Source organism: Enterobacter sp. UPMP2052 (genome assembly GCF_053709675.1).
This window is the reverse complement of the sequence record NZ_JBSKJR010000002.1, coordinates 78,545-103,611: the sequence shown is the minus strand read 5'-3', so window position 1 is coordinate 103,611 and position 25,067 is coordinate 78,545. Positions and strand designations below refer to the sequence as shown.

Here is a 25,067-nt window from a genome sequence, read left to right as displayed (position 1 = left end):
TCACTATGCCGAAGAAGAACGACGCACCGGCCAGTTTCGAAACTGCGCTGAATGAACTGGAGCACATCGTAACCCGTCTTGAAAGCGGCGATTTACCGCTGGAAGAGGCGCTGAACGAATTCGAACGCGGCGTGCAGCTGGCGCGCCAGGGGCAGGTCAAACTGCAGCAGGCCGAGCAGCGCGTACAGATCCTGCTCTCTGATGCCGAAGATGCCAAACCTGCGCCCTTCACACCGGACGCCGAGTAAATGGATTTTGCCACCGAGCTTCAGGCGCGCGTTGTGCGCGCCAACGACGCCCTGCGCCGTTTTATCGCGCCACAGCCTTTTCAGAACACTCCACTGGTTGAAGCCATGCACTATGGCGCACTCTTGGGTGGAAAGCGCCTGCGGCCGTTCCTGGTGTATGCCACGGGCAACATGTTCGGTATCAGCGACGCCACGCTGGACGCCCCGGCCGCTGCCGTTGAGTGTATCCACGCCTATTCGCTGATCCACGATGATTTACCGGCCATGGACGATGACGATCTGCGTCGCGGCCAGCCGACGTGCCACATTAAGTTTGGCGAGGCGAATGCCATTCTGGCCGGAGACGCCCTGCAAACGCTGGCATTCTCGATTCTGAGCGATGCGCCGATGGTCGAAGTGAGCGATCGCGATCGTCTGGCCATGGTGTCCGAACTGGCGATGGCCAGCGGCGTGGCCGGCATGTGTGGCGGACAGGCGCTGGATCTGGAAGCCGAAGGCCGTCAGGTGAATCTTGAACAGCTGGAGCGTATTCATCGCCATAAAACGGGGGCATTAATACGTGCCGCCGTTCGACTGGGGGCATTGAGCGCCGGGGAGCAAGGGCGGAAAGCCCTGCCGATTCTGGACAGATACGCAGAAAGCATCGGTCTGGCGTTCCAGGTTCAGGATGACATTCTGGATGTGGTGGGCGATACTGCAACATTGGGTAAACGTCAGGGTGCGGACCAGCAGCTTGGCAAAAGTACCTACCCCGCCCTGCTGGGACTTGAGCAAGCCCAGCGTAAAGCCCGAGATCTGATAGAGGATGCCCGTCAGTCGCTGAGTCAGCTGGCCGCGCAATCCCTGGATACCTCGGCACTGGAAGCGCTAGCGGACTACATAATCCAGCGTAATAAATAAACTACCTATCTCGATGAGCCTTTGATGAGTTTTGATATTGCCAAATACCCGACACTGGCGTTAGTGGACTCCACCCAGGAGCTGCGTCTGCTGCCGAAAGAGAACCTGCCGAAGCTGTGCGACGAACTGCGTCGCTACCTGCTCGACAGCGTCAGCCGCTCCAGCGGCCATTTCGCCTCCGGGCTTGGCACGGTTGAACTGACCGTGGCGCTGCACTACGTCTACAACACGCCGTTCGATCAGCTGATCTGGGACGTGGGACACCAGGCATATCCGCACAAAATTCTGACCGGACGTCGCGATAAAATTGGCACCATTCGTCAGAAAGGCGGCCTGCACCCGTTCCCATGGCGCGGTGAGAGCGAGTATGACGTGCTGAGCGTCGGCCACTCGTCCACGTCGATTTCTGCCGGGATCGGGATTGCCGTTGCCGCCGAAAAAGAGAATAAACAGCGCCGCACCGTCTGCGTTATTGGCGACGGCGCGATCACCGCGGGCATGGCCTTTGAGGCGATGAACCACGCGGGTGATATCAAGCCAGACATGCTGGTTATCCTCAATGATAACGAAATGTCGATCTCCGAGAACGTCGGCGCGCTGAATAACCATCTGGCGCAGCTGCTTTCCGGCAAGCTCTACTCCACCCTGCGGGAAGGCGGCAAAAAGGTCTTCTCCGGCGTGCCGCCAATCAAAGAGCTGCTCAAGCGTACGGAAGAACATATCAAAGGCATGGTTGTGCCGGGCACGCTGTTTGAAGAGCTGGGCTTTAATTATATCGGCCCGGTCGACGGCCACGACGTGCTGGGACTGGTGACCACGCTCAAGAACATGCGTGACCTCAAAGGGCCGCAGTTCCTGCATATCATGACCAAAAAGGGACGCGGATACGAACCGGCGGAAAAAGATCCGATCACCTTCCACGCGGTACCGAAATTTGACCCGACCAGCGGCTGTCTGCCAAAAAGCAGCGGCGGCATGCCGAGCTACTCCAAAATCTTTGGCGACTGGCTGTGCGAAACCGCCGCGAAAGACAACAAGCTGATGGCCGTAACACCTGCGATGCGTGAAGGCTCGGGTATGGTGGAGTTCTCCAAAAAATACCCTGACCAGTATTTCGACGTGGCGATTGCCGAGCAGCACGCGGTGACCTTCGCCGCCGGGCTAGCGATTGGCGGTTACAAGCCGATTGTGGCGATCTATTCCACCTTCCTGCAGCGCGCCTACGACCAGGTGATCCACGACGTGGCTATCCAGAAGCTGCCGGTGCTGTTTGCTATCGACCGTGCGGGCATCGTCGGTGCCGACGGCCAGACGCACCAGGGGGCGTTCGACCTGTCATTCCTGCGCTGCATTCCTGACATGGTGATCATGACCCCGTCAGATGAAAACGAATGTCGTCAGATGCTTTTTACCGGCTACCACTATCAGGATGGCCCAAGTGCGGTTCGCTATCCGCGCGGCAACGCCGTGGGGGTCGAACTTAAGCCGCTGGAAAAACTGGCGATCGGCAAAGGCCTGGTCAAGCGTCGCGGTGAGAAAGTCGCCATCCTCAACTTCGGTACGCTGATGCCGGAAGCCGCTCAGGTCGCCGACACGCTGAACGCGACGCTCGTCGATATGCGCTTTGTGAAACCGCTCGACGAGGCGCTTATTCTTGAGATGGCCGCCAGCCACGAGCTGCTGGTCACGCTGGAAGAAAACGCCATTATGGGCGGCGCGGGCAGCGGCGTGAACGAAGTATTGATGGCGAACCGTAAATGGGTGCCGGTACTGAACCTCGGCCTGCCGGATCACTTTATTCCGCAGGGCACCCAGGACGAAGCCCGCGCGGCGATTGGCCTTGACGCCGCCGGTATCGAAGCCAAAATCCGCGCCTGGCTGGCATAATCCCTCCCCTTTTCCGCTCCTGCTATGCTTAAACATCAGGTTTAAAAACAGCAGGAGTGGAACCATGCAATACACAACATTAGGAAAAACAGACCTCAAGGTTTCCCGACTTTGCCTGGGCTGCATGACGTTTGGCGAGCCTGACCGCGGGAATCACGCCTGGACGCTGCCGGAAGAGAGCAGCCGCCCCATCATCAAACGCGCCCTTGAGGGCGGCATTAACTTCTTTGACACCGCCAACAGCTACTCCGACGGCAGCAGCGAGGAGATCGTGGGCCGCGCCCTGCGCGATTTTGCCCGTCGTGATGAGGTCGTCGTTGCGACGAAGGTTTACCATCAGGTCGGCGATCTCGCCGAAGGGTTGTCCCGGGCGCAGATCCTGCGCTCCATCGATGACAGCCTGCGCCGCCTGAACATGGATCACGTCGATCTGCTGCAGATCCACCGCTGGGATTACAAGACGCCCATCGAAGAGACGCTGGAGGCCCTGAATGACGTGGTCAACGCGGGCAAAGCGCGTTATATCGGCGCGTCGTCGATGCATGCGTCGCAGTTTGCCCAGGCGCTGGATCTGCAGGCGCAGCACGGCTGGGCGCGATTTGTCTCAATGCAGGACCATTACAACCTGATCTATCGCGAAGAAGAGCGCGAGATGCTGCCCCTGTGCTATCAGGAAGGGGTAGCGGTGATCCCGTGGAGCCCGCTGGCGCGGGGACGCTTAACCCGCCCGTGGGGGGAAACGACAGCCCGCTCGGTATCGGATGCGTTCGGTAAAACGCTGTATGAAAATACGGAAAGCAGCGACGCCGTGATTGCGGAGCGCCTGGCGGGCATTGCAGATGACACCGGCGCAACGCGCGCGCAGGTGGCGCTGGCATGGCTGCTGAGCAAACGTGGCGTTGCGGCACCGATTATCGGCACCTCGCGCGAGGAGCAGCTGGACGAACTGCTGAACGCGGTAGACATCACGCTGACGCCAGAACAGATTGCCGAGCTTGAGACGCCGTACGAGCAGCATCCGGTGGTAGGGTTTAAATAAACAAAAGCCGGGTGGCGGCTTCGCCTTACCCGGCCTACAAAATCATATGCTCGCGTAGGCCGGGTAAGGCGAAGCCGCCACCCGGCAACACGGAGCGTACAAAATCACCCGAAGTGATCGTACCCTTTCCAGTCGAGCGTGACCGGCGCGCCATCCCGGACAAACTGCAGCCCTTCGCTTTCCGGCATAATCTGCCCGATGCAGGTAAACCGCGCGCCCAGGTGCCCTAACGCAACGTCCAGCGTCCCGCGGTTCAGTTCCGGAACGGTAAAGCACAGCTCGTAATCTTCACCACCGGACAGCGCCCAGCGCAACGCCTGCTCAGGCGCTGTGTGACGCAGGAGCTGTTCTGACAGCGGGAAAAGGTCGAGATCGACACGCGCACCTACGCCGCTGGCCTTGAGGACATGACCGAGATCGGAGATCAGGCCATCAGACAGATCGATAGCCGAACTGGCGCGATCGCGCAGCGCCTGGCCGTGCAGAATACGCGGCGTTGGGCGCAGATGGCGTTTGACCAGATACGCCGCATCGTCTTTATCTTCAACGGTTAAACGGTCCTGAAGGATCGCCAGCCCTGCGGCGCTATCCCCCGGCGTACCGGTAACGTAAATCCAGTCGCCCGGTTTGGCCCCGGAACGCTTCAGGGCCCGTCCAGCGGGAACATAGCCGTGGATCGCCAGGGTCATGGACAGCGGCCCGGCCGTGGTGTCTCCCCCGATCAACTGCATATCGTAATAGTTGAGCTGATCAAACAACGCATCGCTAAAGACTTCAAGCCAGACTTCATCGACATTCGGCAGGGTTAAGGCCAGCGTCAGCCACGCGGGATCGGCCCCCATCGCCGCCAGATCGCTGACGTTAACCGCCAGCGCTTTATACGCCAGGTCAGCAGGATCGATATCGGGAAGGAAATGACGTCCGCACACTAAGGTGTCGGTGCTGATAGCCAGCGTCTGTTTTTCAGGAATATTGAGAAGTGCACAGTCATCGCCAATGCCAGTTTCAACATCAAGACGAGAGGTTCTGACACGGTCGAAATAACGGGCAATCAGGGAGAATTCGCCGCATGCCATACGTTATGCCTCAGCAAATAAAAGAAAAAACCGGAGCCGCACTGCCGGTGAGGCAGTGCAAGACTCCGGTTTGCGGATCACTTTTTGTGGGGACGGATCGCAGGTGCGGCTTTATCCAGCACGCCGTTAACAAACTTGTGGCTGTCTTCAGCGCCGAAGGTTTTCGCCAGTTCGATCGCTTCGTTGATGGCCACTTTGTACGGCACATCATCACGTTTGGACAGCTCGAACAGCGCGATACGCAACACTGCTTTTTCAACCTGACCCAGCTCTTCAAGAAGACGGGACAGGTATGGCTTCATCAGGCCATCGAGATACGCGCTATTAGTCGCCACTCCCGACAGCAGTTCACGGAAGTACAGAACATCGACGTCTTTCACGTCCTGTTCTGACAGGAACTGGTACTCAACATCGGCGATGTCGTTGTGGGACAACTGCCAGGAGTAAAGTGCCTGAACGGCACATTCACGGGCGCGGCGACGAGCAGCAGGTTTCACGGAATTCCCCTTACAAAAAAATCAGGCCTTAATGGCTTTCAATACGTTGATCATTTCAAGCGCGGTCAGTGCAGCTTCTGCACCTTTGTTACCGGCCTTGGTGCCAGCGCGTTCGATGGCTTGTTCAATACTTTCGGTGGTCAGCACGCCAAACGCGACAGGAATTTCAGCGTCCTGGGCGACGTGTGCCAGACCATTGCTTGCACCGCCCGCTACGTATTCGAAGTGCGCAGTGCCGCCACGAATAACCGTACCCAGGGCAATCACCGCGTCGTATTTACCGGTTTTCGCCAACGCGCCCGCTGCCAGTGGCAGTTCGTAAGCACCTGGAACCCAAACAACGGTAATGTTGTCATCTTTTACCTGGCCGATACGTTTCAGGGCGTCAATTGCACCTTCCAGCAGGCTGTCGTTGATGAAGTTGTTGAAACGCGCAATGGTGATGGCGACGCGAGCGTCCGGGGTAGCTACAGCAGCTTCAATAATGTTCATACTCTTCCTTTACGGGTTCATTTGGCCCCGCAGGGGGGCGGATTTTATCATAATACTTTGCATACTGCTTCCCTATTTCGGGAGCAATTATGCTGTCGTTAAGTGCAGGCAAACATCCGGGCCTACCGGACGGATCTCGCTGAATTTGAGTTGCGGTGCATCGGCCAGTTTTTCAAGGCCAGGCAGCACAAACAGGCCGCGCGCGTCGTTGCCCAACAGCACAGGGGCAACGTAGACAATCAGCTCGTCCACCAGCCCCGCCTGCAACAGCGCACCGGCCAGCGTCGGCCCTGCTTCAACCCAGATGCTGTTCACCTGCTGCTTGCCCAGCAGCATCATCAGCACCACTAAATCAAGATGGCCGTTGTGTTCCGGCACCATAATGCTGCGAACGCCTTCCGGCCATTGACGCGAATCGTCTTTGGTGCGGGCAAACAGCGTTTCACCGGGCTGGTGCACGATACGGTGTTCAGGCGTAACGCGGTTCTGGCTATCAATCACAATGCGCAGCGGCTGGCGCAGGTTTTCCTGCGGGTAGAGCGCCTGGGTATCGGCGTTCAGTTCGTCCCAGCGCACGGACATCGCCGGATCGTCGGCCAGCACCGTTTCACTGCTGGTGAGGATAGCATGGCTTTGCGCGCGCAGACGTTGCACATCGCGCCTTGCCTGCGGCGAGGTGATCCACTGACTTTCACCGTTGGCCATCGCCGTGCGGCCGTCCAGAGATGCGCCCAGCTTAAGCTGAATATAGGGGAACCCGGTTCGCATACGCTTCAGGAAGCCTTTGTTGAGGGCTTCCGCATCCTGCATCATCAGGCCGTGGCTAACGTCGATCCCTTCCTGCTGCAAGCGGTACAGCCCGCGCCCGGCCACCTGCGGATTCGGATCCTGCATAGACGCGACAACGCGCGAGACACCTGCCGCAATCAGCGCTTCACAGCACGGCGGCGTGCGCCCGTGGTGGCTGCACGGCTCCAGCGTCACGTAGGCGGTTGCCCCCCGCGCCTTTTCGCCGGCCATCCGCAACGCGTGGACCTCGGCATGCGGCTCACCCGCGCGGTAGTGGAACCCTTCGCCGACGATCTCGCCGTCTTTCACGATAACGCACCCTACGTTCGGATTAGGATGGGTGGTAAAACGCCCGCGCTGCGCCAGCTTCATGGCTCGCGCCATGTAAATCTCATCCTGCATGCGTTTAATCCTGTAAGCGGGCGATCTCTTCGCCAAACTCTTTGATATCTTCGAAACTGCGGTAGACCGAGGCAAAGCGGATATAGGCAACTTTATCGAGCTTTTTAAGCTGCTCCATCACCAGGTTGCCAATCATTTTGCTTGGCACCTCGCGCTCCCCTAACCCACGAAGATGCGATTTAATGTGGTTTAACGCCATTTCGACGTCATCTGCACTGACGGGCCGTTTTTCCAGCGCTTTTAGCATCCCGCTGCGCAGCTTCTCTTCATTGAACGGCTCGCGGACATCGTTGCTTTTGACCACGCGCGGCATCACCAGTTCGGCCACCTCAAAGGTGGTGAAACGCTCGTTGCACACCAGACACTGCCGACGGCGGCGTACGGAGGACCCTTCGCCCACCAGGCGAGAGTCGATGACTTTGGTATCCACAGCGGAGCAGAATGGGCAATGCATACGGTATCCCTGTTATCTGGTTAACTGAGTTTCATTTTACCCTGATCTGGCCCGACAACAAAGGAAGAGCTTTTTGAGACAAAGGATCTATGCCTGACGACAGGATGCTGGCTACCATTACACGCATCCGTTATTTCAAGGGAAATAAACGCAATGACAAGACGTTACCTAAGAATTCTCCTGGTGGGAAGCCTCTTCACCCTTAGCGCATGCGCACAGCAAACTGAAGTCCGCGAGATGAAACAAAGCGTGAATACGCTTAACACGGCGATGGACAAACTGAATAAAGAAACCGTGAAAATCACGCAGCAAAACGCGCTGAATGCAAAATCCGCCAGCGGTGTGTATCTTCTGCCCGGTGCCAATACGCCTGCGCGCCTGAACAGCCAGATCGGCATGCTGAAAATGTCGCTGGTTAACCTCGCGCCGAACGCCGAAGGCACGCGCGCCACGCTGCGTATTCAGGGCGAATCCAACGATCCGTTGCCGGCGTTTAGCGGCACCGTAGAGTGGGGGCAGATCCAGGGCACCACGGAAAGTTTCCAGGAGGTGAACGTGAAGAATCAGCTGATCACGGCCCCTGCCAGCACGCTCGCGCCGAGCGATGTTGATATCCCGGTTCAACTGAACGGCCTCACGCCGGACCAGTTAGGCTTTGTTCGCATCCACGACATCCAGCCCGCCGCGCAATAATCCTCCTCTTTAGCGGAGTACGCTGTTACTCCGCTAACATTTACACGCTGAAAACATTGGCAACATAAATGGTTGTCGATACAATCCCCGCCGTTTAAAGTACGCAAACGTGAACGCAATCGATTACGTATGTGAGAGAACTGTGAAACAACACGTATTTTTGTGAGCAGGGATTCCTATAATAGGCTCCGCAGAAACACGAAATATTTAGAAACGCAATTCGCGCATTTTTCACTCCCGGAAGGGAATTTCAATCAGTGGCATGATTATGAAAAAAACATTACTCGCAGCCGGTGCAGCGCTGGCATTGTCCTCCTCTTTCACTGTTAACGCAGCGGAAAATAACAAACCAGAATATGTTTCCGACTGGTGGCATCAGAGCGTTAACGTGGTGGGCAGCTACCACACCCGTTTTGGACCGCAGATCCGCAACGATACCTACCTGGAATACGAAGCGTTCGCTAAAAAAGACTGGTTTGATTTCTACGGCTATATGGATGCGCCGGTCTTCTTCGGCGGTAACACCGACGCGAAAGGTATCTGGAACCACGGTTCTCCGCTGTTCATGGAAATCGAACCACGTTTCTCCATTGATAAGCTGACTGGCACCAGCCTGGCGTTTGGTCCGTTTAAAGAGTGGTACTTCGCAAACAACTACATCTACGACATGGGCCGCAACGCCTCCGGTCGTCAGAGCACCTGGTACATGGGTCTGGGTACGGACATTGAAACCGGCCTGCCAATGAGCCTGTCCATGAACGTCTACGCGAAATACCAGTGGCAGAACTACGGTGCCGCGAACGAGAACGAGTGGGACGGCTACCGTTTCAAAGTGAAATACTTTGTGCCACTGACCCAGCTGTGGGGCGGCAACCTGAGCTACATCGGCTTCACCAACTTTGACTGGGGTTCAGACCTGGGCGATAACGATTTCCGCGACCTGAATGGCCGTAAAGCGCGCACCAACGACTCCATCGCCTCCAGCCACATTCTGGCGCTGAACTACGATCACTGGCACTACTCTGTCGTGGCGCGTTACTGGCACAACGGTGGTCAGTGGAACGATGACGCCAGCCTGAACTTCGGCAACGGCGACTTCAGCGTGCGTTCTACCGGCTGGGGTGGTTACCTGGTGGTGGGTTACAACTTCTAATCTTTGCGGGATTCGCCCGGTGGCGCTGCGCTTACCGGGCCTGGGATCCGAAATTGTGCGGGCTGATGCCCTCACCCCTACCCTCTCCCACGGGAGAGAGTGCAAAGACAAAAAAAATCCCGGTCAACAGACCGGGATTTTTTTATGCGGAAGACGCTGTCTTACGGCAGAATTGACGGCTGATCCGCCCCTTCTTTTTCGACCTTCTGCTGCAGCAGGTGCTCACGCTTCATGCCGAGTTTCAGTGCCAGCGCGGACGCCACGTAGATGGACGACGCCGTACCGATAGAGACACCAATCAGCATGGTCAGCGAGAAGCCTTCCAGTACCGGGCCACCGAAGAGATACAGCATCAGGATAACCATCAAGGTGGTACCGGATGTGATCAAGGTACGGTGCAGCGTCTGGGTCAATGACACGTTAAAGATTTCGTACGGCGTACCGCGACGGATCTTACGGAAGTTTTCACGGATACGGTCAGATACCACGATACTGTCGTTCAGTGAGTAACCGATAACGGACATCAGGGATGCCACAATCGTCAGGTCAATCTCAATATGGAACAGAGACAGTACGCCCATGGTGATCACCACGTCGTGCGCCAGGGCGATAACCACGCCTGCCGCCAGTCGCCACTCAAAGCGGAAACCAACGTAAATCAGGATGGAGATCAGCGCCACCATCAGCGCCATCGCACCGGTTTGCGCCAGGTCCGCACCCACGCTTGGGCCGACGAACTCAATACGCTTAACCGTCGCATTCTGGCTGGTCGTTTCGTTAATGACGTGAACGACCTTGCTGCCCAGCTCCTGGCTGCCGTTGGCATCGTGCACCGGCGGCATACGCACCATGATGTCGCGACTGCTGCCGAAGTTCTGCAGCAGCGGCTCTTCGAAGCCCGCTTTCTGCAGCGATTCGCGCATCTGGTCCATATCGACCGGTTTTTCCAGGGTGATTTCAATCACCGTACCACCGGTGAAATCGAGACCCCAGTTAAAGCCTTTCACACCCATAATGGCGATGGAGAGAATCAGGAGAAAACCTGAAATCCCGAAGGCCCAGTAGTCCCAGCGCATAAAGTCCCAGACTTTACGGCCGTGGTTCAATTGTTCAACAGTATATTCCTGTGCCACAACGCACTCCTCAGATAGACAGCTTTTTGACGCGCTTGCCGCCATACAGCAGGTTCACGATGGCACGGGTGCCGACAATAGCGGTAAACATTGACGTTGCAACACCGATACCGGTCGTAATTGCAAAGCCTTTGATAGCGCCAGTCCCCACTGCATACAGGATAAGAACCTTAATCAGTGTTGTTACGTTCGCATCGAAGATGGAGCTAAACGCCCCTTTATAGCCTTCTTCAATCGCCTGCTGCACAGAGCGACCGTTGCTCAGCTCTTCTTTGATACGTTCGTTTATCAGTACGTTCGCATCGACCGCCACCGCAAGGGTTAAGACGATACCCGCAATCCCCGGCATGGTCAGCGTTGCCCCCGGCAGCAGAGACATGATACCGATGATCAGCACCAGGTTTGCCACCAGCGCGGAGGTCGCAATCAGACCAAACTTCTTGTAGAAGAAGATCATGAAGAGAATAGAGACCACCAGACCGGCCAGACACGCTTCCAGACCCTGTTTGATGTTCTGCATACCCAGGGTTGGACCAATGGTACGTTCTTCAACAATCTGGATTGGCGCAATCAGCGCACCGGCACGCAGCAGCAGAGAGAGCTGACGCGCTTCGTTCGGGTTGTTGATACCGGTAATACGGAAGCTGTTACCCAGACGAGACTGGATGTTGGCGATGTTAATCACCTCTTCCTCTTTCACCAGCACAGAGCGACCGTTAGCGTCTTTCTTACCGCTGTCTTTGTACTCCACGAACAGGGTCGCCATCGGTTTGCCGATGTTGTCCTTGGTGAAGTTAGACATGATGTTACCACCCGCGCTATCAAGCGAGATGTTAACCTGCGGCTGGTTGTATTCGTCCTGGCTGGAAGTGGAGTCGGTGATATGGTCACCGGTCAGGATCACGCGTTTGTACAGCACAACGGGCTGGCCTTCGCGAGTCTGTTTCACTTCGGAGTCGCCTGGCACACGGCCAGAAGCGGCAGCCGACTGATCGACGTTGGTATTCACCAGGCGGAATTCCAGGGTTGCGGTTGCACCCAGAATCTCTTTCGCACGCGCAGTATCCTGGATACCCGGCAGTTCTACCACGATACGGTCAGCACCCTGACGCTGTACCAGCGGCTCGGCCACGCCCAGCTGGTTTACACGGTTACGCAGAATGTTGATGTTCTGCTGAACAGCGTATTCACGGGCTTCACTCAGACGCGCATCGGTCATGACCGCACGCAACTGGTTGCTGCCCTGGGAGGTGATCACCAGATCGCGATGACGTTGAGACAGGTAAGTCACAGCCTGGTCGCGTGCCGCGCCGTCGCGGAACGTGATGCTCAAGCCGTAGTTATCTTCTTTACGCACGGTCGTGTAGGCGATGCCTTTTTCACGCAGATCGCTGCGCAGGCTGTCGATATTCTGTTCCTGCAGCTTGCCAAGGGCAGTGTCCATATCCACTTCCATCAGGAAGTGAACGCCACCACGCAGGTCAAGACCGAGTTTCATTGGCTCTGCGTTCAGCGCAGCCAGCCAACGTGGGGTTGCAGGAGCAAGGTTAAGCGCCACGACATATTTATCACCCAGCACGCCCATCAGCGCTTCACGGGCGCGGAGCTGCGTGTCGGTGGTGTCGAAGCGAGCAAGAATTGCGCCCTCTTCCAGTGCCACAGACTTAGCGGTAATTTTTTCTTCTTGTAACGTTTTCTGGACCTGGATCAGCGTTTGCTCACTGGCGGCGACACCGCGCGCGCCAGTGATTTGAACGGCCGGATCCTCACCATACAGGTTGGGAAGCGCGTACAGCAGGCCGACGATAATCACGACGACCAGCATGATGTACTTCCACAAAGGATAACGGTTTAACACGGCAGTTCCCTTTGGGAAAAGTTGGGATTACAGCGCCTTCATGGTGCCTTTCGGCAGAACGGCAGCTACGAAGTCACGTTTGATAACCACTTCAGTGGTGTCGTTCAGGGCGATAGCAATATAGCCGCTTTCAGCTACTTTGGTTACGCGACCGACCAGGCCACCGTTGGTCAGCACTTCATCGCCTTTCGCGATGGAGTTCATCAGGTTTTTGTGCTCTTTGGTGCGTTTCTGCTGTGGACGCAGGATCATGAAGTAGAAGATCAGACCGAACACAACCAGCATCAGAATCAGAGACATTGGGCTGCCCTGTGATGGCGCGCCAGTTGCTGCTACCGCATCAGAAATAAAAAAGCTCATTCAAATTCCCTCATTATTAAAATTAATCAACGTTCAACGGCGGAACATCCCGACCCTGACGTTGGTAGAAATCGGTCACGAAGCTCTCTAATTTACCCTCTTCGATAGCCTTACGTAAACCAGCCATTAAGCGCTGATAATAACGAAGATTATGAATGGTATTGAGACGCGCACCTAAAATCTCGTTGCAACGATCGAGATGATGCAGGTACGCACGAGAATAATTGCGACAGGTATAGCAATCGCACTCGGAATCGAGCGGGCTGGTGTCACTCTTATGCTTCGCGTTACGGATTTTCACCACGCCATCGGTCACAAACAGATGCCCGTTACGCGCGTTACGGGTTGGCATGACGCAGTCGAACATATCAATGCCGCGACGAACGCCTTCCACCAGATCTTCTGGTTTACCCACACCCATCAGGTATCGCGGTTTATCGGCCGGGATTTGCGGGCAGACGTGCTCCAGAATGCGGTGCATGTCTTCCTTCGGCTCACCCACAGCCAAACCGCCGACAGCGTAGCCATCAAAGCCTATCTCTACCAGACCTTTAACGGAGATATCACGTAAATCTTCGTAAACGCTGCCCTGAATAATGCCGAACAGCGCATTTTTGTTCTGCAGGGCGTCAAAACGGTCACGGCTGCGCTGCGCCCAGCGCAGGGACATTTCCATTGAACGCTTGGCGTAATCCCAGTCTGCCGGGTATGGCGTACATTCATCGAAGATCATCACGATATCGGAACCGAGATCGTACTGAATCTCCATGGATTTTTCCGGATCGAGGAAGATCGGATCGCCGTTGATCGGATTACGGAAGTGCACGCCTTTTTCGGTGATCTTGCGGATATCGCTCAGGCTGAAGACCTGGAAACCGCCGGAGTCGGTAAGAATAGGGCCTTTCCACTGCATGAAGTCGTGCAGGTCGCCGTGCAGCTTCATGATTTCCTGGCCCGGGCGCAGCCACAGGTGGAAGGTGTTGCCGAGGATAATTTGTGCGCCAGTGGCTTCAACTTCTTCCGGCGTCATCCCTTTTACGGTGCCGTACGTGCCCACAGGCATAAACGCGGGGGTTTCCACCACGCCGCGATCAAACACCAGGCGACCGCGGCGTGCGCGACCGTCGGTGGTATCAAGTTCAAATTTCATTTTTTCTCCGACGTCAGAAAAACAGTCCAACGTTGTAAAACGGTGCCGCGGACTTATTCCCCGACACGCTCATTCAAAGCCTGCGGATTGTACGTGATAAACATCGCGTCCCCGTAGCTAAAAAAGCGATATTTTTGTTCTACCGCAGACTTGTAGGCCGTCATCGTGTGCTGATAACCCGCGAAGGCCGACACCAGCATAATTAATGTTGATTCAGGCAGATGGAAATTGGTTACCAGCGCATCAATCACTTTGTACTGATAGCCTGGGTAGATAAAGATTTGGGTATCGCCAAAGAACGGCTCGATAAGATCGGTTTTTGCCGCCTGCGCCGCGCTCTCAAGTGAACGCACGGAGGTTGTCCCGACCGCCACAACACGGCTTCCACGCGCTTTCGCCGCCAGCACCGCGTCAACCACCTCCTGCGGCACTTCGGCATACTCGGAGTGCATGATGTGATCTTCAATGCTGTCTACGCGTACCGGCTGGAACGTCCCCGCGCCAACGTGCAGCGTGACGAATGCCATCTCAATGCCTTTTGCGCGCAGCTTTTCCAGCAGCGGTTCATCAAAGTGCAGGCCCGCCGTGGGGGCAGCCACCGCGCCAGGCTTCTGGCTGTAGACGGTCTGGTACAGCTCACGGTCAGACTCTTCATCCGGGCGCTCAATGTACGGCGGCAGCGGCATATGGCCGATGGCGTTGAGGATATCCAGCACCGTGCGTTCGTCGTTAAACTCCACCTCAAACAGCGCATCGTGGCGCGCGGTCATGGTCGCGTTAATGCTCTCGTCATCGCCCAGCAGCAGCTCTGCGCCCGGCTTCGGCGCTTTCGAGGCGCGAATATGTGCCAGAATACGTTTATCATCGAGCATACGTTCAACCAGCACCTCAATCTTGCCGCCGCTGGCTTTACGACCAAACAGGCGCGCCGGGATCACGCGGGTATTGTTAAACACCAGCAGATCGCCAGGGTTGAGCTTGTCGAGCAAATCGGTGAAAGTACCGTGCGTCAGCTCGCCCGTCGGCCCGTCCAGTGACAGTAAACGGCAGCTACTGCGCTCAGGCATGGGATAGTGAGCAATCAGGGATTCAGGTAATTCAAAGGAGAAATCGGCGACGCGCATGACGTATACTCGTGACTTAAAAACAGGCGGCATAGTCTAGTGCTCACACCCTTTTGCTGCAACAACTAGCCGCCCCCGGACAAATAAAACGCATGAATTTTCTCGCTCACCTGCATCTTGCTCATCTCGCAGAAAGCTCTTTATCCGGCAACCTGCTGGCCGATTTCGTGCGCGGCAACCCCGCCGAGGCGTATTCCGCAGAGGTTGTCGAGGGGATCTTTATGCATCGCCGGATCGACGTCCTGACCGATAACCTGCCGGAAGTGACCGAAGCGAAAGCATGGTTCCGCCCCGAAACCCGCCGCGTCGCGCCAATTACGCTCGACGTCATGTGGGATCACTTCCTGTCGCGCCATTGGGAACAGCTGTCGCCGAACCTGCCGCTGCCGGAATTTGTACGCTATGCCCGTCAGCAGGTGGCGATAATTTTACCGGACTCCCCGCCGCGTTTTGTCAATCTCAACAACTATCTGTGGTCTGAACGCTGGCTGGAGCGGTATCGCGAGATGGATTTTATCCAGAACGTCCTGAACGGCATGGCCAGCCGCCGCCCGCGTCTCGATGCGCTACGCGATTCCTGGCACGACCTGGACACGCACTACGACGCGCTGGAGAGCCGTTTCTGGCAGTTCTACCCGCGCATGATGGCGCAGGCGAAAAACAAACAGCTGTAACAGGATCTGCATTGATAGGTAAAAGCTGGCTGAACGATTGTCAGCACCTCTTTGTCTTATGGCTGCACACTCTCTATACTGGCCCGCGTTGCGTTCCAAATAACCTTAGTATCTACAGGAGAATCATATGGTTCTGGTAACTCGTCCGGCTCCGGATTTTACGGCTGCAGCAGTTCTGGGCAACGGTGAAATCGTTGAAAACTTCAACTTCAAACAGCACACCAACGGTAAAGCGACCGTTCTGTTCTTCTGGCCAATGGACTTCACTTTCGTTTGCCCGTCTGAGCTGATCGCGTTCGACAAACGTTATGAAGAATTCCAGAAGCGTGGCGTGGAAGTCGTTGGCGTCTCCTTCGATTCTGAATTTGTACACAACGCATGGCGTAACACCCCTGTCGACAACGGCGGCATCGGTGCGGTGAAATACGCGATGGTTGCGGACATCAAACGCGAAATCCAGAAGGCTTACGGTATTGAGCATCCGGACGCAGGCGTTGCGCTGCGCGGTTCTTTCCTGATCGACGCGTACGGCATCGTTCGTCACCAGGTTGTGAACGATCTGCCGCTGGGTCGTAACATCGACGAAATGCTGCGCATGGTTGACGCGCTGCAGTTCCACGAAGAGCACGGCGAAGTGTGCCCGGCTCAGTGGGAAAAAGGGAAAGAAGGCATGAACGCGTCTCCGGACGGCGTGGCTAAGTACCTGTCTGAGAACGTATCTAGCCTGTAATCGGCACGGTTTACGAAAAAGGCCCGCTTATGCGGGCCTTTTTGTTTGTGCGTTTCCCCCCTCACCCCAACCCCCTCCCTCAAGGGAGAGGGGGCAATCCGTGCGGAAAACGCTTTCGCTCCCTCGCGTTAAAACGCGAAGCATGAACAGCCAAGCACGCCCCAGAACGCCTGCTCGTCCGATACCGGAATCGATGACTGGCGCGCGATACCGTGCGCGTGCCCATGCACCCCGCAGCTGCCGATACACTGATGCATCTGAACCACGGCGCCAACGTGATTGGCTGCAGGCGGCGCAGAGCGGTAATGGCCTGGCACTTTCACCACCGGTGACCACTCCGGCACTACCGGAACAGGCGGCGGCGACAGCGGGCTGAACTGCCCGGCGGCATACACCACCTTGCCATCGACCACCGTCAGCACCGATTCAATGCCCTTAATCTCCTCCTCCGGCACGCTGAAGTAGTCTTTCGACAACACCACCAGATCCGCAAGCTGCCCTTCGACCAGGCGGCCCTTCTTGCCCTGCTCGCTTGAGAACCATGCGCTGCCCGCCGTCCACAGCTCCAGCGCCACGTCGCGCGGCAGGCGGTTGTTATCGTCATACATTGCCAGCCCACCCACGGTGCGCCCGGATACCAGCCAGTAGAGCGCCGTCCACGGGTTGTAGCTTGCCACCCGGGTTGCGTCGGTACCTAACCCAACCGGCACCTCCAGCTCCAGCATTTTGGCCACCGGCGGCGTGTGTTTCACCGCCTCTTTGCCGTAGCGATCGACAAAGTACTCTCCCTGGAAGGCCATACGATGCTGCACCGCGATCCCGCCGCCCAGGGCCTTCACGCGCTCGATGTTGCGCTCGGTGATGGTCTCCGCGTGGTCAAAGAACCAGTGCAGGCCGTTAAACGGAATATCTCGGTTGACCTTCTCGAATACGTCCAGCATACGGCTGATAGATTCGTCATAGGTAGCGTGCAGGCGGAACGGCCAACGGTGCTCTACCAGATGGCGCACCACGCGCTCCAGCTCGTCTTCCATCCCTTCCGGCAGGTCCGGACGCGGCTGGAGGAAGTCTTCAAAATCCGCCGCCGAGAAGACCAGCATCTCGCCCGCGCCGTTGGCACGGTAAAAGTCCGTTCCCTGCCCCGGCTTGAGCATGTCGGTCCAGCGCTCAAAATCTTCCAGCTCCTGTTTCGGACGCTGGGTAAAGAGGTTGTAGGCAATACGTACCGTCATCTGCTCTTTGGCGTGCAGCTCGGCGATCACCTCGTAATCTTCCGGGTAGTTCTGGAAGCCGCCGCCCGCGTCGATGGCGCTGGTCAGCCCAAGGCGGTTCAGCTCGCGCATAAACTGGCGCGTGGAGTTCACCTGCTGCTCAATCGGCAGTTTCGGCCCTTTCGCCAGCGTGGCGTACAGGATCATGGCATTCGGTTTGGCGATCAGCATCCCGGTCGGATTGCCGTGGTTATCGCGCACGATCTCACCGCCCGGCGGGTTTGGCGTCTCTTTGGTATAGCCGACGGCTTTAAGCGCCGCCCGGTTAAGCAGGGCGCGATCGTAGAGGTGCAGGACAAACACCGGGGTATCCGGCGCCGCTTCATTAAGCTCCTCGATGGTTGGCATCCGGCGCTCGGCAAACTGGAACTCGCTCCAGCCGCCTACCACGCGCACCCACTGCGGGGAAGGCGTACGGTCAGCCTGATCTTTCAGCATCCGCAGCGCGTCCACCAGAGACGGCACGCCTTCCCAGCGCAGCTCCAGGTTGTAGTTCAGCCCGCCGCGGATCAGGTGCAGGTGCGAATCGTTCAGGCCGGGAATGACCGTACTCCCCTTCAGGTCAACAATCTGGGTGCCCTGGGTCGCAAAGCTCATGATGCGATCGTGATTCCCCGTGGCAAGGATCTTGCCGTTGGCGATGGCGACCGCTTCCGCGAGCGGATTGTCGCGATCGAGGGTGTGGATCTTACCGTGGGTGAAGATCAGTGTGGCAGTGTGGGACATAAGGTCCTCCTTTGGGCCGACTCAGGCTTTTTTCAGCCATCCGGCAAACAGACGGGTCACGATGGGCATCCATAGCCAGACCACCAGCGCGACGACACAGGCATCGTTAATCAAATGCAGCAATAAAGAGCCTTTCAGACCAGGAAGTAGCGCCCCGGTTACCTGCGGCACCACGTTGGTGCTGGGGAAAATCACCAGCAGCGTGATAAGAAACTGCTTCCACTGCTTCGGCTTGCGGATGTGCGGTTCGGGCGGGGTAAACCAGAATGCCGCGTCGGTGCGCACTTCGGTTTTGTCTCCTTCCGCCAGTAACGGCTCAATCTCTTTCACCAGCGCGTTACGGGTTTCAGACTGCGTCCACGCATAGAGGTGTTCGGGGGTGTCGAAACGAATAATGATCGTCCACAACTGCTGTCCTTCCTGGGGGCGGATCACGTTCGCGCCAAGGTGTCCGGGAAAGTCCGCCGCAATGGGCATAATTTTGCCAAGCCACTGTTCGTACCGCTCAGCCTGTCCCGGAAGAAGCGTGTGAGCAATCACCAGCGTCACATGAGATGTTTGCGCCATATAAATTCCTGGTCAAAATCGGGCGGGAAAGACCCGCCCTGAAAGGCTTAAGCTTTACGCTCAGGCGCGCCATGTACGAGGGTATAGGCATAATCGACACCCATGCCGTACGCGCCGCTGTGCTCGCGCACCAGGTCCATCACCGCATCGTAGGTGCCTTTACGTGACCAGTCGCGCTGGTACTCAAGCAGAACCTGCTGCCAGGTCACCGGCACCGCACCGGCCTGTACCATACGGTCGATAGCGCGTTCATGGGCATCCACTGAAGTGCCGCCGGAGGTGTCGGTTACCACGTAGACTTCAAAGCCCTCATCAAGCGCCATCAGCGCCGGGAAGGTCAGGCAGACTTCGGTCCACAGGGCAGAGATGATGAGTTTTTTGCGGCCCGTCGCTTTTACCGCCGCAACAAACGCGTCATCTTCCCAGGAGTTCATTGAGGTACGTTCAATCGGTTTGACGTCAGGATGAACTGCCAGCAATTCTGGCCAGATATAACCACTAAAACTTTTTGTTTCGACTGAGGTATAGATAACCGGTACATCAAATATTTTGCCGGCTTTCGCCAGGGCAACCGTATTATTCTTTAATAATTGTCGGTCAATATTAGCGACTCCAAAGGACATTTGTGGCTGGTGATCGATAAAAATCAATGCGGAGTTTTGTGGGTCAATCAGTTCACGAATAGACATAAAAGTACCTTTTAATCAATATGTTAAAAGCCAACGTTTGTGTGTGCTAAATGAGAAAGGGCCCTGACTGATTAAGCAAATTGAGTATAGCGAGAATTGATTAAGAGGATATTAAAGAAATTTGTCTCCTCTGGTGAATTAAACAGAACAAGATCGAATATATTCTGCGGCAGGAAATAAACACCTGCCGCGATTAAGGATTAATTGCCGAACCAGATACTGGCGGAAACGGCAGGTAGCGACAGGATATTTTCCTGAATGGTGCCTTTTCCCTCTTTAAGCAGCCACGTTTTTACGTTTAGCAGCGGAGAGTGGTCCAGCACCACCTCACAGGCTTCACCGCGGTTTATCGCCACCAGCACGCGCTGCTGGTTATAGACGCGGACAAACACCACCACGTTATCGTGGGCGTAGACCACCTGACAGCCGCCGTAGCGCAGGGCGAGACTCTGTTTACGCACTTTCGCCAGGCGTTGATAGAGGCTAAACAGAACCTTGTCCTGTTTTTCTGGCTCCCATGGGAAGGTTTTGCGGCAGAACGGATCGTTATTGCCATCCAGCCCCACCTCATCGCCGTAGTAAATGCAGGGTATGCCCGGCCAGGTAAAGAGCCAGGTAACGGCCAGCGGCAGGCGCGCCACGTCCTTACCCAGTAGCGATTTAAAGCGGGCGGTATCGTGGCTGTCCAGCTGGTTGAACATCCTGAGCTGCTGCTGATGCGACAGGCCAGCGCGGTAGTTATCCATCCACGCCATGCAGGTTTCAGCGTCGATATGCTGCGGATCGTAAGAGATATCCGTGTTGGCAAGGAATCCCCACAGCGGGAAGGTAAAGCCGCGATAGTTCATCGACGCATCTTCCGCATCGGCCTGCAGCCACTGGCGGGCGTCGCCAAAATGTTCACCAAAGACGAACGCGTCGGGGTTGGCGACTTTCGCCGAGTGGGTGATTGCGGCAACGTGGATCAGGTTGTTTCGCGCCCCACCCGCTTCGCCCAGCATATGCACCACGTCCAGCCGCCAGCCGTCCATGCTCCACGGCGCCTTCAGCCAGTGGCGCACAATGCTCTCTTCGCCACCGTAAATCTCATTCACCAGCGTGGGCGACTGAAAATCCAGCTTCGGCAGGCTGGGATAGCCCAGCCAGTCGAGCGCGCGCCCTTCCTCATCGAAGCTGTACCAGTCGCGCTGCGGCGAATCCGGGTTGTGGCACGCGCCGCCCATCGACTGGTTATGGCGGTCAAACCAGGCGTGCGAATCGCCGCTGTGGTTGAATACGCCGTCCAGAACCAGACGCATACCTTCGCGCTGCGTATTTTCCCGTAAGCGCAGGAGCGCTTCATCGCCGCCAAACTGCTCGTCAACGTGACGATAGTCCTGGGTATCGTATTTGTGCACGCTCGGGGCTTTAAAGACCGGGTTCAGGTACAACGCGGTGACGCCGAGGGACTTCAGGTACGGAAGTTTTGCGCTGATCCCGTCGAGATCGCCGCCGTAAAAGGTCGAGCCGCCCGCCTGCGCGGTAAGCGGTTCATCCCATGCTTTCAGGATAATGTCGTGCCCTGCCGCATGGTGGTAATAGACCTTATCCTGATCCGCGGTCCGCTTTTCGCTTCGGGCAAAGCGGTCCGGGAAAATCTGGTAAAAGACCTGGTCATTAACCCACTGCGGGCCGTGATCGGGATAATCCACCGCGAACTGCTCCAGGCGCGCGGGCGGGAAACGGCTGAACCCCTGCGGAGTGAACCACAGCTGGCGGTTATTCCACAGCAGTTTAAAGCTATAGCGCCGACGCGGCTGGCCGCTGCCCAAATCAATATTCGCCCGCCACGCCGTCACCCCAGGCTGCGGCTGGATGCGCTGTTTGTGCATTTTCAGCGTCGTTTCTTCGTTATCCACTTCAGCGCGAAGCGTCACGCGTTCAGGCTGATTTTCTCCCGCCAGCCAGAGCGTAATCACCAGATTGTCTTTGTTTTGCTTAACAAATGGGGCAACCGGAAGGTGCCAGGCATTTAACATCACGAATCCCCTTTGATGAAATTGACGTCACCTTGCCACAGGGTAGTTAAGGTTAGCTCACCATGAGGGGATTTATTGGGGGAGGAGGACGGGGGAGGAGGCATCAGGCCCCTCTCCCACAGGGAGAGGGGAAAGAGGATTACTGCGCTTGCGCCAGCTGACGGTCATGGCGGCGTTTAAACACCCAGCCCACCAGCAGCAGGACGATCCACGCCAGGCCGACGTACAGCGAAATGCGGGTATCCGGGTGATAGCCAATCAGACCGATGATAAACACCAGGAAGATCAGCCCGGCCACGGTGGTTGGTACCCCGCCCGGCACTTTAAACTTCAGCGCCTTAACCTCGTCCGGCGGCAGCCGACGGCGGAATGCAATCTGCGACAGCAAAATCATGATCCACACCCACACGGTAGCGAACGTGGCCAGCGAGGCAATCACCAGGAAGACGTTTTCCGGCATGATGTAGTTCAGGTAAACCGAGAACAGCAGCGCAACGGTCATGACCACCACCGTCACCCACGGCGTACCGCGGCGCGACGTTTTGGCAAACACCTTCGGCGCGCTGCCCTGCTCCGCCATGCCGTGCAGCATACGGCCTACGCCAAACACGTCACTGTTGATCGCGGAAAGCGACGCGGTGAGCACCACGAAGTTCAGAATGCTGGCCGCAAAGGCAATGCCCATGTGCTGGAAGGTCAACACGAACGGACTGCCGTTGGTGCCCACCTGGTTCCACGGATAAATGGACATGATCACGAACAGCGTCCCCACGTAGAACACCAGAATACGCATCGGCACGGAGTTGATGGCGCGCGGAATGGATTTCTCCGGGTCTTTCGCTTCGCCCGCGGTAATACCGATAATCTCGATCCCACCGTAGGCAAACATCACCATCTGCAGCGACATCACCATTCCAAGCCAGCCGTTGCTGAAGAAGCCACCGTTGGTCCACAGGTTATGGATCCCGGTCGGCTGCCCGCCGTTACCAATACCCCAGATGATAATGCCGAAACCGGCGAGGATCATGATGATGATGGTCGCGACTTTGAAGAAGGAGAACCAGAACTCCAGTTCGCCAAACACCTTCACGCTCATCAGATTCACGGCGCAGATGATCAGCACGACGCTCAGCACCCATATCCAGTGCGGGACGGCGGGGAACCAGACGCCCATATAGATCCCAAACGCCGTGACGTCGGCAATTGCCACTATCAGGATTTCAAAGCAGTAGGTCCACCCGGTAATGAAGCCCGCCAGTGGGCCGAGGTTTTCCTGAGCATAACGCGAGAAGGAGCTGGCGGACGGATTATGAACCGACATCTCCCCGAGCGCGCGCATAATGATGTAGGCCGCCACGCCGCCGATGATATAGGCCAGCAGCACGCTGGGACCGGCCATTTTGATGGCATCTGCCGAGCCATAAAAAAGACCGGTACCGATAGCAGAGCCCAGCGCCATAAAGCGGATGTGGCGAGTGCTCAGTCCACGTTTAAGTTTGTTAGTGCTTTCCATTTAAGTCTTGCCATTCAACACGAAAAAACAAAAAACCACGGGGCCTTAAGCCCCGTGGTTAAACACTTTGTTGCCGTTGATTAATGGGCGTTCGATGTTACCTGACGCCCTGCTGCACGGTCCCAGACAATAGCCAGAACCAGCGCGACAACGGTAGGCAGCAGCCAGGCCAGACCTTGCTCGGACAGCGGCAGACGCTGTGTCCAGCCAGGCAGCACTTCACTGAATGCCGATGCTTTAATCCCGTCAAGGATACCAAAAATCAGGCTGATAAACATGGCCGGCGCAATAATTCGCGAGGAGTTGTTCCACCATGGACGGGTAAAGCTCAGCACCACCAGCACGATGCACGGCGGATAGATGGCCGTCAGCACCGGAATAGAGATTTGAATCAGGTGGCTCAGCCCCAGGTTGGATACCGCCATGGAGAAGATGCCAAGGATAAAGACCAGCGTGCGGTAAGAGAGCGGCAGATACTGAGCAAAGAACTCCGCACAGGCGCAGGTCAGGCCAACCGCGGTCACCAGACACGCCAGGAAGATCAGTACCGCCAGCAGCATGCTGCCCGCACCACCAAAGGTGTGCTGAACGTAAGCATGCAGGATCGCCGCACCGTTGGCATTCTGATCAACCAGCGTTGCGCTATCGGACCCCAGGCGGAACAGCGCCAGATACAGCAGCGTCAGACCCACACCGGCCATCAGGCCAGCCCAGATGGTGTAGCGGGTCAACAGGCGCGCTTCGGTCACGCCGCGAGAACGCGCGGCATTCACGATAACAATACCGAAGACCATCGCACCCAGCGTATCCATCGTCAGATAGCCGTTTACAAAGCCGTTAGAGAAGGCTGCGTTCTGGTAGGCATCCATCGCGTGGCTGATAGGCCCCGCCGGCCAGATGATGGCGGCAACGGCCAGCACGATCAGCGCAATGATTTTCAGCGGAGCCAGGAAGTTACCCACGGTATCCAGCAGTTTGCCCGGATAGAGGGAAACCAGAATCACGATGGCAAAATAAACCAGGCTGTAGATAAACAGCGGCATCGCGCCGTCACCGGTCAGCGGAGCAATCCCCACTTCGAAGGAGACGGTCGCGGTACGCGGGGTCGCAAACAGCGGGCCAACGGCCAGATAGCAGACGGTCGCCAGCAGGACGCCCGCCACTTTGCCAATTGGCGTGCTGAGGCTATCGACGCCGCCACCCACTTTCGCCAGCGCGACCACGGTAAGCACCGGCAGCCCCACGGCAGTAATCAGGAAGCCAAACGCGGCGGTCCAGACGTGTTCACCCGCCTGTAAACCAACCATAGGAGGGAAAATGATGTTGCCTGCGCCAACGAACAGCGCAAATGTCATAAAGCCCAGCGCGATGATGTCACGCGATTTTAAGTGATGGGTCATAGAACCTTACTGCCTGTGGATGTGGTGTTGAAAACGTTGAGATTTTCGCCATCCCTCGCGGGACGATACAGCGGAAAATTTGCTCAATTTCAGCGGGATATGCTCCCGTCCTGGCGTGGCGAAGAATAGTTTTTCGATTTACCACGCAAATACAGTCGGTCTGACAGTATATGGGGGGCAATTTAAACGCTTATAACGTTTAAAGGCAAGGAGGGATCGTAAAA

The 25,067-nt window shown here is 56.7% G+C and carries 24 protein-coding genes; 8 read left to right on the top strand and 16 right to left on the bottom strand.

The window, feature by feature from the left end; translation table 11 throughout:
* Nucleotides 1-5: 5 nt before the first annotated feature.
* The 4 genes from xseB to ACWKX3_RS10630 all read left to right on the top strand — a co-directional run bounded on the left by xseB (nucleotide 6) and on the right by ACWKX3_RS10630 (nucleotide 4,074).
* Complete coding sequence (gene xseB, locus ACWKX3_RS10645) at nucleotides 6-248, top strand: exodeoxyribonuclease VII small subunit (RefSeq protein ID WP_006176880.1); 243 nt, start codon at nucleotides 6-8, stop codon at nucleotides 246-248.
* Entirely contained in the window at nucleotides 249-1,148 is a 900-nt protein-coding gene (gene ispA / locus ACWKX3_RS10640; RefSeq protein ID WP_058609302.1) for a (2E,6E)-farnesyl diphosphate synthase, read from the top strand.
* 24 nt (nucleotides 1,149-1,172) lie between these two features.
* Complete coding sequence (gene dxs, locus ACWKX3_RS10635) at nucleotides 1,173-3,035, top strand: 1-deoxy-D-xylulose-5-phosphate synthase (RefSeq protein ID WP_006176878.1); 1,863 nt, start codon at nucleotides 1,173-1,175, stop codon at nucleotides 3,033-3,035.
* A gap of 64 nt (nucleotides 3,036-3,099) precedes the next feature.
* Nucleotides 3,100-4,074: an aldo/keto reductase gene (locus ACWKX3_RS10630; protein ID WP_101738168.1), complete on the top strand. Its 975-nt coding sequence runs from the start codon at nucleotides 3,100-3,102 to the stop codon at nucleotides 4,072-4,074.
* A 104-nt stretch (nucleotides 4,075-4,178) separates the two neighbouring features.
* Here the strand turns inward: ACWKX3_RS10630 and thiL are convergent, their stop codons facing one another.
* The 5 genes from thiL to nrdR all read right to left on the bottom strand — a co-directional run bounded on the left by thiL (nucleotide 4,179) and on the right by nrdR (nucleotide 7,784).
* The gene (gene thiL, locus ACWKX3_RS10625) at nucleotides 4,179-5,150 is read right to left on the bottom strand and encodes a thiamine-phosphate kinase (protein ID WP_137271671.1); all 972 of its coding nucleotides are present in this window, start codon (nucleotides 5,148-5,150) and stop codon (nucleotides 4,179-4,181) included.
* A 77-nt stretch (nucleotides 5,151-5,227) separates the two neighbouring features.
* Nucleotides 5,228-5,647 (bottom strand): transcription antitermination factor NusB, encoded by a 420-nt coding sequence (gene nusB / locus ACWKX3_RS10620; protein WP_014882759.1) that lies wholly within the window; start codon nucleotides 5,645-5,647, stop codon nucleotides 5,228-5,230.
* Nucleotides 5,648-5,668: 21 nt separating this feature from the next.
* Entirely contained in the window at nucleotides 5,669-6,139 is a 471-nt protein-coding gene (gene ribH / locus ACWKX3_RS10615; protein ID WP_006176874.1) for a 6,7-dimethyl-8-ribityllumazine synthase, read from the bottom strand.
* Between the two features lie 87 nt (nucleotides 6,140-6,226).
* Nucleotides 6,227-7,330, bottom strand: coding sequence for a bifunctional diaminohydroxyphosphoribosylaminopyrimidine deaminase/5-amino-6-(5-phosphoribosylamino)uracil reductase RibD (gene ribD / locus ACWKX3_RS10610; RefSeq protein WP_137271670.1), 1,104 nt, complete (start codon nucleotides 7,328-7,330; stop codon nucleotides 6,227-6,229).
* Between the two features lie 4 nt (nucleotides 7,331-7,334).
* Entirely contained in the window at nucleotides 7,335-7,784 is a 450-nt protein-coding gene (gene nrdR / locus ACWKX3_RS10605; protein ID WP_006176872.1) for a transcriptional regulator NrdR, read from the bottom strand.
* Nucleotides 7,785-7,937: 153 nt separating this feature from the next.
* Here nrdR and ACWKX3_RS10600 point away from each other — a divergent pair, with 153 nt between their 5' ends.
* On the top strand, nucleotides 7,938-8,477 hold the full coding sequence (locus ACWKX3_RS10600) for a SadB/YajI family lipoprotein (RefSeq protein WP_006176871.1): 540 nt from the start codon (nucleotides 7,938-7,940) through the stop codon (nucleotides 8,475-8,477).
* 268 nt (nucleotides 8,478-8,745) lie between these two features.
* Nucleotides 8,746-9,630, top strand: a complete 885-nt coding sequence (locus ACWKX3_RS10595; protein WP_042321399.1) for a nucleoside-specific channel-forming protein Tsx — start codon at nucleotides 8,746-8,748, stop codon at nucleotides 9,628-9,630.
* 161 nt (nucleotides 9,631-9,791) lie between these two features.
* Here ACWKX3_RS10595 and secF read toward each other — a convergent pair whose 3' ends face one another.
* From secF to queA, 5 genes are read right to left on the bottom strand one after another with little or no spacing between them, the layout of a single operon-like run.
* A complete protein-coding gene (gene secF, locus ACWKX3_RS10590; protein WP_006176868.1) occupies nucleotides 9,792-10,763 on the bottom strand; it encodes a protein translocase subunit SecF in 972 nt (323 codons plus the stop codon).
* A 10-nt stretch (nucleotides 10,764-10,773) separates the two neighbouring features.
* Nucleotides 10,774-12,621 carry a protein translocase subunit SecD gene (gene secD / locus ACWKX3_RS10585; protein ID WP_088207855.1) on the bottom strand — a complete coding sequence of 616 codons (1,848 nt, stop codon included), beginning with the start codon at nucleotides 12,619-12,621 and terminating at the stop codon, nucleotides 10,774-10,776.
* 27 nt (nucleotides 12,622-12,648) lie between these two features.
* Nucleotides 12,649-12,981 (bottom strand): preprotein translocase subunit YajC, encoded by a 333-nt coding sequence (gene yajC, locus ACWKX3_RS10580; protein ID WP_042320789.1) that lies wholly within the window; start codon nucleotides 12,979-12,981, stop codon nucleotides 12,649-12,651.
* 22 nt (nucleotides 12,982-13,003) lie between these two features.
* Nucleotides 13,004-14,131 (bottom strand): tRNA guanosine(34) transglycosylase Tgt, encoded by a 1,128-nt coding sequence (gene tgt, locus ACWKX3_RS10575; RefSeq protein WP_454541722.1) that lies wholly within the window; start codon nucleotides 14,129-14,131, stop codon nucleotides 13,004-13,006.
* A 53-nt stretch (nucleotides 14,132-14,184) separates the two neighbouring features.
* On the bottom strand, nucleotides 14,185-15,255 hold the full coding sequence (queA, locus tag ACWKX3_RS10570; RefSeq protein WP_088207856.1) for a tRNA preQ1(34) S-adenosylmethionine ribosyltransferase-isomerase QueA: 1,071 nt from the start codon (nucleotides 15,253-15,255) through the stop codon (nucleotides 14,185-14,187).
* Nucleotides 15,256-15,347: 92 nt separating this feature from the next.
* On the opposite strand from queA, the gene acpH reads away from it, so the two are divergent.
* Entirely contained in the window at nucleotides 15,348-15,929 is a 582-nt protein-coding gene (acpH, locus tag ACWKX3_RS10565; RefSeq protein WP_006176863.1) for an ACP phosphodiesterase, read from the top strand.
* 127 nt (nucleotides 15,930-16,056) lie between these two features.
* A complete protein-coding gene (locus ACWKX3_RS10560) occupies nucleotides 16,057-16,659 on the top strand; it encodes a peroxiredoxin C (protein WP_454541721.1) in 603 nt (200 codons plus the stop codon).
* A 128-nt stretch (nucleotides 16,660-16,787) separates the two neighbouring features.
* Here the strand turns inward: ACWKX3_RS10560 and ACWKX3_RS10555 are convergent, their stop codons facing one another.
* The 6 genes from ACWKX3_RS10555 to brnQ form a co-directional block, all read right to left on the bottom strand.
* Complete coding sequence (locus ACWKX3_RS10555; protein ID WP_058609308.1) at nucleotides 16,788-18,656, bottom strand: amidohydrolase; 1,869 nt, start codon at nucleotides 18,654-18,656, stop codon at nucleotides 16,788-16,790.
* A gap of 21 nt (nucleotides 18,657-18,677) precedes the next feature.
* Nucleotides 18,678-19,223, bottom strand: coding sequence for an antibiotic biosynthesis monooxygenase (locus ACWKX3_RS10550; RefSeq protein WP_006176860.1), 546 nt, complete (start codon nucleotides 19,221-19,223; stop codon nucleotides 18,678-18,680).
* Nucleotides 19,224-19,270: 47 nt separating this feature from the next.
* Nucleotides 19,271-19,912 carry a hydrolase gene (locus tag ACWKX3_RS10545; protein WP_006176859.1) on the bottom strand — a complete coding sequence of 214 codons (642 nt, stop codon included), beginning with the start codon at nucleotides 19,910-19,912 and terminating at the stop codon, nucleotides 19,271-19,273.
* A gap of 200 nt (nucleotides 19,913-20,112) precedes the next feature.
* Nucleotides 20,113-21,930, bottom strand: coding sequence for a maltodextrin glucosidase (malZ, locus tag ACWKX3_RS10540; protein WP_454541720.1), 1,818 nt, complete (start codon nucleotides 21,928-21,930; stop codon nucleotides 20,113-20,115).
* 139 nt (nucleotides 21,931-22,069) lie between these two features.
* Complete coding sequence (gene proY, locus ACWKX3_RS10535; protein WP_006176857.1) at nucleotides 22,070-23,443, bottom strand: proline-specific permease ProY; 1,374 nt, start codon at nucleotides 23,441-23,443, stop codon at nucleotides 22,070-22,072.
* A gap of 80 nt (nucleotides 23,444-23,523) precedes the next feature.
* Entirely contained in the window at nucleotides 23,524-24,843 is a 1,320-nt protein-coding gene (gene brnQ, locus ACWKX3_RS10530; RefSeq protein ID WP_006176856.1) for a branched-chain amino acid transporter carrier protein BrnQ, read from the bottom strand.
* Nucleotides 24,844-25,067: the final 224 nt, after the last annotated feature.